Origin of the sequence: Haemophilus haemolyticus, assembly GCF_003493685.1 — a bacterium.
GTDB classification, from domain to species: Bacteria; Pseudomonadota; Gammaproteobacteria; order Enterobacterales; family Pasteurellaceae; genus Haemophilus; species Haemophilus haemolyticus_O.
Genome location: NZ_QQJW01000006.1, coordinates 120,269 through 127,051, shown reverse-complemented (window position 1 = coordinate 127,051; position 6,783 = coordinate 120,269). Strand labels below are relative to the sequence as shown.

Below are 6,783 nucleotides of genomic sequence, written 5' to 3'. Positions count from 1 at the left end.
TTCCTGGGGGGAGAAGTGCGGTAGCTGGATTCCTAGGTTTTACCGAAAGTGAATTAAAGAATCGCCTTTATCAAATAAAGGGCCAACGATTCAAAAATGAAGAATTGATTGCACTGCAACTTGAGTATGGATGCACTGATTTTATCGATGAGCTTTGCCGAAATGCTGGTGGACGTTTTGTGCCAGATGTAGCGGAGGATGAATTAGACAAGGTTGAGCTTGCCAATTTACAACTGCACGAGCTTTCTGCGCGTGGCTTGTTATTTGCTGTATTAGAAAAGGCTTTAGAAGACGGCGAAATCACTTCGAAAGAAGAAGACAAAATCCGTCAAGCATTGAGTAAGCATTTAGCAGCAACTCAGCATTCTGTTGAGTTTGCTATTTCTTTGTATAAGCCGCAATAAAAAACCACGGCGGCCACCGTGGTTCAACTATGGAGATTTTATGCAAAATCAAATACAGCTTTATGATACACAAATTCGCCAAGATGAACAAGGGCGGTTTTGCTTAAATGATTTACATCGTGCAAGTGGTGGAAATCCGATTCATGCACCGAGTCAATTCTTACGATTAAAAGGCACAAAAGACTTTGTTCAAGTATTGGATAGCCACAATGCAAATATGCATTCTGCTTTAGAAATCATCAACGGCGGAATGAATCAAGGTTGCTATGCAGATGAGAAAATCGTTTACAAGTATGCAGCCTGGATTAGCCCTGAATTTGAAGTAAAAGTTTATGAAACTTTTGATAAGGCGGTGAAAGGTGAGTTAAACCAAAAACCAACCGCACTTATTCCGCAATCTTTTTCTGAGGCGTTGATGTTAGCTGCTCAGTTGCAAGCAGAAAAAGAGCGCAATGCGCCTAAAGTCGCTTTTGTTGATCACTATGTGGAAGTAGGGACGAGTAAATCATTTCGTGAGACAGCGAAGATTTTGAAAATACCTGAGCGTGCATTAGTCAATCGCTTGGTGGAAGATAAATATTTGTATCGTCAATCTGGCGTGCTTTTGCCTTATCAATCGGCACACACCAAAGATCTTTTTACGGTTAAAACAGGTACTGCTGAACACGGTCACAATTACACTCAGACACGTGTAACAAGCAAAGGCATTGAATTTATCGCGTCACGTTATGCTTCGGAGTTGATGCTATGAGTATGCGATTAATGGTTCAAGCAATGAATTGTGAAGTTGGCAATCCTGCTAGAAAACTTGTGCTTTTAAAACTAGCTGATAATGCCAATGATGATGGAATTTGTTTTCCTAGTTATCAATACATTGCCGATAAATGCGAGATGACTCGACGTAGTGCAATCAGTCACATTGAATATTTAATCAAAATGGGATTAGTAAGCAAAAAAGAACGTAAAAATAAAGATGGTTCCATCTCAAATTTATACTTTTTACACCTTGAACAAGGTGGTGAAAATTTTGCACTGGGTGGTGAAAATATTTCACTAGGTAGTGAAAATTTTGCACTAGGGGGGTAGTGAAAATATTTCACCCAGAACCAGTCACTCTTTAGAACCAGTCAATGAACCTAAAAAAACTACGCAAAAAAGCGAATCTGAAATTTTGCTTGAGCGGTTTGGCATAACAGGACAGCTTGCTAAAGATTTTATTGCGCATCGTAAAACCAAGCGAGGGGCAATTAGCGAAACGCAACTTAGCCGTTTGCAAAAACAAGCGGACAAAGCAGGAATTTCGATTTGTGAAGCGGTGGAGATTTGCATCGAACGCAATTGGCAGGGATTTAACGCAGCGTGGGATTGGCGTGATGAGAAACTGCGAACATCCCAAGCGCAAAAAATGAGTTTTGAAGAAAAAAATGCGTTGCCGTGGAATCGTCCTGAAGACTGGGAGAATGTACTGTGAATCAATTAACTAATCAATCATTGCATCAAGGTGTATCACCACAAGCTGAGAAATTTATTGATACGTTGTTCGACCAACTTTGCGCTAGTTGCCCTCAGTTGTTCAACCTCACTCCAGAGCGATTGCAGGTAGTAAAACGCCAGTGGATTTTAGGATTTACTGAAAATGGAATTACAAAAATAACACAAGTTAAACGAGGTATGGCAGAAATGCGTGCTAAGCCAAATGGGTATTTGCCAAGTGTAGGTGAATTTATTCAAGCATGCAAAGTTCTGGACTACCACGAATTGGGCTTACCGAACGAAGCGGAATTATACCAACGTTATAAAACTTTCTTAGGCTATGCCAGATTCAATCGGGATGAATTTCAATATCGTTCAAAAGTTGAATTTTGGTTGCTTAAAAACCTGTACGAAAAGTGCAAGAAAAAATCGGAAGATGACACGTTGAAAGCTATTCCGAAATTACTCACAGAAGCGGCAGAAAAAGTGCGGTCGAATTTTCCTTTTGAGGATATTCCGAAAATGATTCCAACAAAGCCAAGTTTTTACGATAAAGCGAAGGCTGATAAGGCGCGCGATAGCTTGATGGCAATGATGAAAGGGGCATTGCAATGACAAGCTACAAATGCCCAAAGTGCGGTGCGGAATTAGAGGATTTTTATACGCCAGATTATTTTATATCGAGCAGCGAATGGGATGACGATCGTTTTCGCTGTAACGGTCACTTAATTGAGCCGATACCGTTTCCGCAGGTAAGTAAATACAGCGCAGTAAATCGAACAAAATCTTGCGGTTATTTTGGATTGGAAGATTTAGGTGTGGAGTACAAAGAATGAGTTTTGAAGAGCATAACAATCGAAAGAAAGCGAACAAATTTGCTGAATATATTACGGGCGAATCTCTGCGCCGATATTTGGCTGGGAAAGTCGAGAAGTACTTAGGTAAAAATCCAAGTGTTTTTGATGGTGCAGCAGGCAGTGGACAGCTTGAGCAATTTATTCAACCAAGTAAGTTTATTGCAGTAGAAATTCAAGCGGAATCATGCGCGGCATTAGCCAATAATTATCCAGATGCAGAAATTCATAACACGAGTTTTTTCTTGTATCAAAGTGAGCCAAAAAGTGATTGTGTTGTAATGAACCCGCCATTCTCACTTAAATTTAAAGACCTTACCGAAGAAGAAAAGACCGCTATTCAAGCGGATTTTCCGTGGAAGAAATCAGGTGTGCTTGATGATGTTTTTATGCTGAAAGGATTAGCCAATGCGCATCGTTTTGGGTTTTTCATTATGTTTCCAGGTATTGCCTATCGAAATACCGAAAAAACACTCCGTGAAGTTATTGGGAATCAATTAGTCGAGTTGAATTTGATTCAAAACGCCTTTGAAGATACGCCTATTTCAGTTCTTTTCTTGGTAGTTGATAAAACTAAGTCGAATAACAAGACATACCGTGAATTGTATGACTGTGCCACGAATAAAATAATTAACGCTGATGAATGGTTAATTGATTCTGATAAATGGGACACGGTTTCACCGCCAGAGCCGCCAAAAGAAAAAGTAGATCCTATGAAATTAGAATTGATGTCGCAAGCTCAACTAAAAGAGCAAATTCGCGCTCAAATTCAATTTAGCGGTATGGTATTTGATTTAGAAGGCTGGCCACGTGAAGAATTTGAAAAATTCTGCGATGAAGTCTGTGTATTGATTCAGGAAGAGAAAAAATCAAATCGTTTTTTATTTGGCTGGGGCGAATGATGTTATGAGTCTATACAAACCTTTCTTTTTACGCGATCAACGCATTAAAAATAATTGCTTGGATTTAATCAAGGAACTGCCAACAGACGATAAAAAGCCGTTAGTAGTCAAAATCCAACCAATAACACGAAACCTTGAGCAAAACGCCAAGTTCCACGCTATGTGCCAAGATGTTGCAAATCAGGCTGAATTTATGGGGCGTAAGCTCACAATGGAGCAGTGGAAAGTGTTGTTTATTTCGGGTCACGCAATCGCCACAAATCAAAAAGCAGATGTTGTGCCAGGTCTTGAGGGGGAATTTGTGAATATCCGTGAAAGTTCGGCTCAAATGAGCGTAAGCAGAATGGCAAGCCTAATCGAGTATGTGACCAGTTGGGGCGTGCAAAATGGCGTGAGATTTAACGATAGATGGGGATTTAAATGAAACGCTTAAACGATGACGAGATTTTAGAGTTAAAAATTGTACTTTGGATTGTGGCAGTTTGGGTAATGTTTAATATGGTATTTGGCTAATGGCGAAAGAGTATAAATGCAAAGTTTGCGGCCAACCGTTTGTAAAAACCTTCAGCTCAATGCAGAAAGTTTGCTCGCCTGAGTGTGCGATTAAATTAGCTCGAGATAATGCGCAAAAAGCGCAAGAACGAGCAGAAAAGAAAAAGCAAAGGGAACGTAAGGCTAAATTAAAAAGCCGTTCAGAATGGCTAAAAGAGGCGCAATCAGTCTTTAATAAATTCATTCGCCTGCGAGATAAAAACGAACCCTGTATCAGTTGCGGTCGGTATCATCAAGGTAAATATGACGCTGGGCATTATCGCAGTGTTGGAGCTTGCCCTGAATTAAGATTTTGTGAAATTAACTGTTTTAAGCAGTGTGTACCATGCAATCAGCATAAAAGCGGAAATATCATTGAGTACAGAATCAATCTCGTTAATAAAATCGGTGCAGATAAGGTAGCTTGGTTAGAACGGCAAGACCACGAACCAAAGAAATACACCATCGAAGATTGCAAAGCGATTATTAAGCATTACAAGGCAAAAATTAAAGAGTTAGAGGAATAAATGCGTAAATTTAGCGAGTTACTAGAACTAACGATTGAACAAGAAGAATTTGTTGACCGTTATATGTATCAATGGGGTGCTTGGGTGCGCAGTGGTAGGCTTGATAAACCGCAATTAAATATTATTGCAAAACTAATGCAATCAGTCATTCCTGCAGAGCCAAATGAACCAATTTGCGATGATGAAACTGGGTTTATGATTAGTCAAACCATTGAAATGTTTTTTAAGAAAAATGACCAAATCTTACACTTTATTGTGTTTGCTTATTATGTAAACAAAAGAACAATCAATTTTATAGCAGAACACCTACACGGCAAATCCAAAGCTAAGGAAATGAGACCTTGTGCAGGTAAATCTAACGTAAGAGTGCCAAGTTTTAGGACAATCTATCGTGAAGTCGAAAAAGAGATACACTTTGCGAAAGCAATAATTCACGAACTGCTTATAACTTGCTTTATTATTCAGAGAACTAGCAGGGAACGTGCAACAAATATCAAAAAAATCAAAATTACATATTGACATATTTGGCAAAGTGTCATACTATTTAGATATATGGTGGTCGCAGTGTAAGTGATGTTCACCGAATGAATTTTTACAGCCCTGATCGGAAACGGTCGGGGCTTTTTGTTATCCAACTATAAGGGCGTAGTCTAATGGTAAGACAGCGGTCTCCAAAACCGCTAATTAAGGTTCGATTCCTTACGCCTTTGCCATATCACAAGCTCACGTTAATACGTGGGCTTTTTTATTGCCCTGGAAATGGGGTGGAGTATGAAAATGTTAAAAGACGCGGGGAATCACAGTATTTTTTGGTCGGGCTTTGGCGCATTCTGGGCAATGTATTCATTTCAAGAGTGGCTAGCCATCTTTGGTTTGATTATCGGTTTAATTAGTGGTCTCGTTAATATGTACGCCAAGTGCCAAGAGGGCAAGGTTAGGGAGAACGAGGAACGCAGAGCGGAAGAGATGCATAAGGCAAGAATGAAACGATTAGAGCAGGGGCTTGATAATGGTACTAAGGAAGACTAGAGCTGCGCTTGGCACTTGCTCAGTTGTTGCGGTTATTGGGATTATGTACTCTCAATTTGGCAGTGAGCTAAGATTAAGCCCTGCTGGAGCGGAAATAATCGGTAACGCAGAGGGGTGTATGGCGACTCCGTATAAATGCCCCGCTGATGTATTGACTGTTGGTATTGGCTCAACGGAATATTCTGGGCAAAAGATAGAGCCTAACAAGAAATACACAAATGAAGAAATCGCCTACCGATGGAAAAACGATATTAAGCTTGCTGAATCGTGCGTTGATAGATATGCCAATGGAAGAGCATTACCTCAATCTGTGTTTGACGCTATGGTATCTGTCACGTTTAATAATGGATGCGGCAATGTTAAAAACTCAACAATGTTTGGGTTTATGCGACGTGGAAGATATATAGACGGGTGCAATCAGCTACCAAATTGGGTTTATGTTAAGAAAAAGAAAATACCAGGTTTGGTTAAGCGAAGAGAAAAAGAGAAAGCATTATGTTTAGCCGATTTGAAACAGCCTTAAAGCTAACCGCACTTTGCTTGATTTTGGGCTTGTGCGGTTGGACTTGGTACCAATCCCAGAAGATAAGTAGCTTAAAGGCCGAGAACCAAGCACAAGCCCAAACCATTCAGCAACAAGAAGATGCGAACAAGGCATTGACCATTGCGCTACAACAAGAGCGTGATGCAGTCATCGAGCAACAGCAACGTAATGATGAAATAGAAAGGATAGCAACAGAAAATGCTGAATCAGTTAAAACAATCATTAAAACACAACCTTGTGCTCACACTCGTTTGCCTCAGTCTGCTCTTGACCGCTTGTACAAATAAAGTCACGACCAAAGCAGAATATATTTACCCGCCTCAAGCCTACACTGCACCCTGTGTTAAAACAGCATTTACTGGTGAGACATACGGCGATGTAGTCATACAACTTGTTAAGGTAACAGCAGAGCGAGATAAGTGCGCAAGCCAAGTAGATAATATTCGTAAATTTGTAGAAAAAAATAAGAAAAATTAAAGACGGGGCTAGTGCTAGACACTATCGGAGGAAAGAGTCGGA

12 protein-coding genes, 1 tRNA gene and 1 pseudogene are annotated in these 6,783 nt (G+C 40.1%); all 14 read left to right on the top strand.

Going from position 1 to position 6,783, the window contains the following annotated elements:
• The coding region (locus tag DV434_RS06710) for a YmfL family putative regulatory protein (RefSeq protein WP_239992778.1) at positions 1 to 404 on the top strand (404 nt) is incomplete at its 5' end.
• A gap of 40 nt (positions 405 to 444) precedes the next feature.
• The gene (locus tag DV434_RS06705) at positions 445 to 1,155 is read left to right on the top strand and encodes a phage antirepressor KilAC domain-containing protein (RefSeq protein WP_118785729.1); all 711 of its coding nucleotides are present in this window, start codon (positions 445 to 447) and stop codon (positions 1,153 to 1,155) included.
• Positions 1,152 to 1,875, top strand: a pseudogene (locus tag DV434_RS06700) (helix-turn-helix domain-containing protein). Before DV434_RS06705 ends, DV434_RS06700 begins: the two are co-directional and overlap by 4 nt.
• Positions 1,872 to 2,492, top strand: a complete 621-nt coding sequence (locus DV434_RS06695; protein ID WP_118785727.1) for a replication protein P — start codon at positions 1,872 to 1,874, stop codon at positions 2,490 to 2,492. The pseudogene DV434_RS06700 and the gene DV434_RS06695 overlap by 4 nt, the downstream one beginning before the upstream one ends.
• Entirely contained in the window at positions 2,489 to 2,713 is a 225-nt protein-coding gene (locus DV434_RS06690; RefSeq protein ID WP_005633909.1) for a hypothetical protein, read from the top strand. The genes DV434_RS06695 and DV434_RS06690 overlap by 4 nt, the downstream gene beginning before the upstream one ends.
• A complete protein-coding gene (locus DV434_RS06685) occupies positions 2,710 to 3,633 on the top strand; it encodes an N-6 DNA methylase (protein WP_118785726.1) in 924 nt (307 codons plus the stop codon). Before DV434_RS06690 ends, DV434_RS06685 begins: the two co-directional genes overlap by 4 nt.
• A 4-nt stretch (positions 3,634 to 3,637) precedes the next feature.
• Positions 3,638 to 4,057 carry a recombination protein NinB gene (locus DV434_RS06680; protein ID WP_118785725.1) on the top strand — a complete coding sequence of 140 codons (420 nt, stop codon included), beginning with the start codon at positions 3,638 to 3,640 and terminating at the stop codon, positions 4,055 to 4,057.
• An 88-nt stretch (positions 4,058 to 4,145) separates the two neighbouring features.
• On the top strand, positions 4,146 to 4,691 hold the full coding sequence (locus tag DV434_RS06675) for a recombination protein NinG (protein WP_118785724.1): 546 nt from the start codon (positions 4,146 to 4,148) through the stop codon (positions 4,689 to 4,691).
• A complete protein-coding gene (locus tag DV434_RS06670) occupies positions 4,692 to 5,210 on the top strand; it encodes an antiterminator Q family protein (protein ID WP_118785723.1) in 519 nt (172 codons plus the stop codon). It abuts the gene before it with no gap.
• A gap of 120 nt (positions 5,211 to 5,330) precedes the next feature.
• Positions 5,331 to 5,404 (top strand) — tRNA-Trp (locus DV434_RS06665).
• A gap of 58 nt (positions 5,405 to 5,462) precedes the next feature.
• The gene (locus tag DV434_RS06660; protein WP_239991092.1) at positions 5,463 to 5,720 is read left to right on the top strand and encodes a hypothetical protein; all 258 of its coding nucleotides are present in this window, start codon (positions 5,463 to 5,465) and stop codon (positions 5,718 to 5,720) included.
• A complete protein-coding gene (locus DV434_RS06655) occupies positions 5,701 to 6,243 on the top strand; it encodes a lysozyme (RefSeq protein WP_118781471.1) in 543 nt (180 codons plus the stop codon). The genes DV434_RS06660 and DV434_RS06655 overlap by 20 nt, the downstream gene beginning before the upstream one ends.
• Positions 6,216 to 6,551, top strand: coding sequence for a DUF2570 family protein (locus DV434_RS06650; RefSeq protein ID WP_118785722.1), 336 nt, complete (start codon positions 6,216 to 6,218; stop codon positions 6,549 to 6,551). The genes DV434_RS06655 and DV434_RS06650 overlap by 28 nt, the downstream gene beginning before the upstream one ends.
• Positions 6,463 to 6,741, top strand: a complete 279-nt coding sequence (lysC, locus tag DV434_RS06645; protein WP_118785721.1) for an Rz1-like lysis system protein LysC — start codon at positions 6,463 to 6,465, stop codon at positions 6,739 to 6,741. The genes DV434_RS06650 and lysC overlap by 89 nt, the downstream gene beginning before the upstream one ends.
• The last annotated feature ends 42 nt before the right edge of the window (positions 6,742 to 6,783 follow it).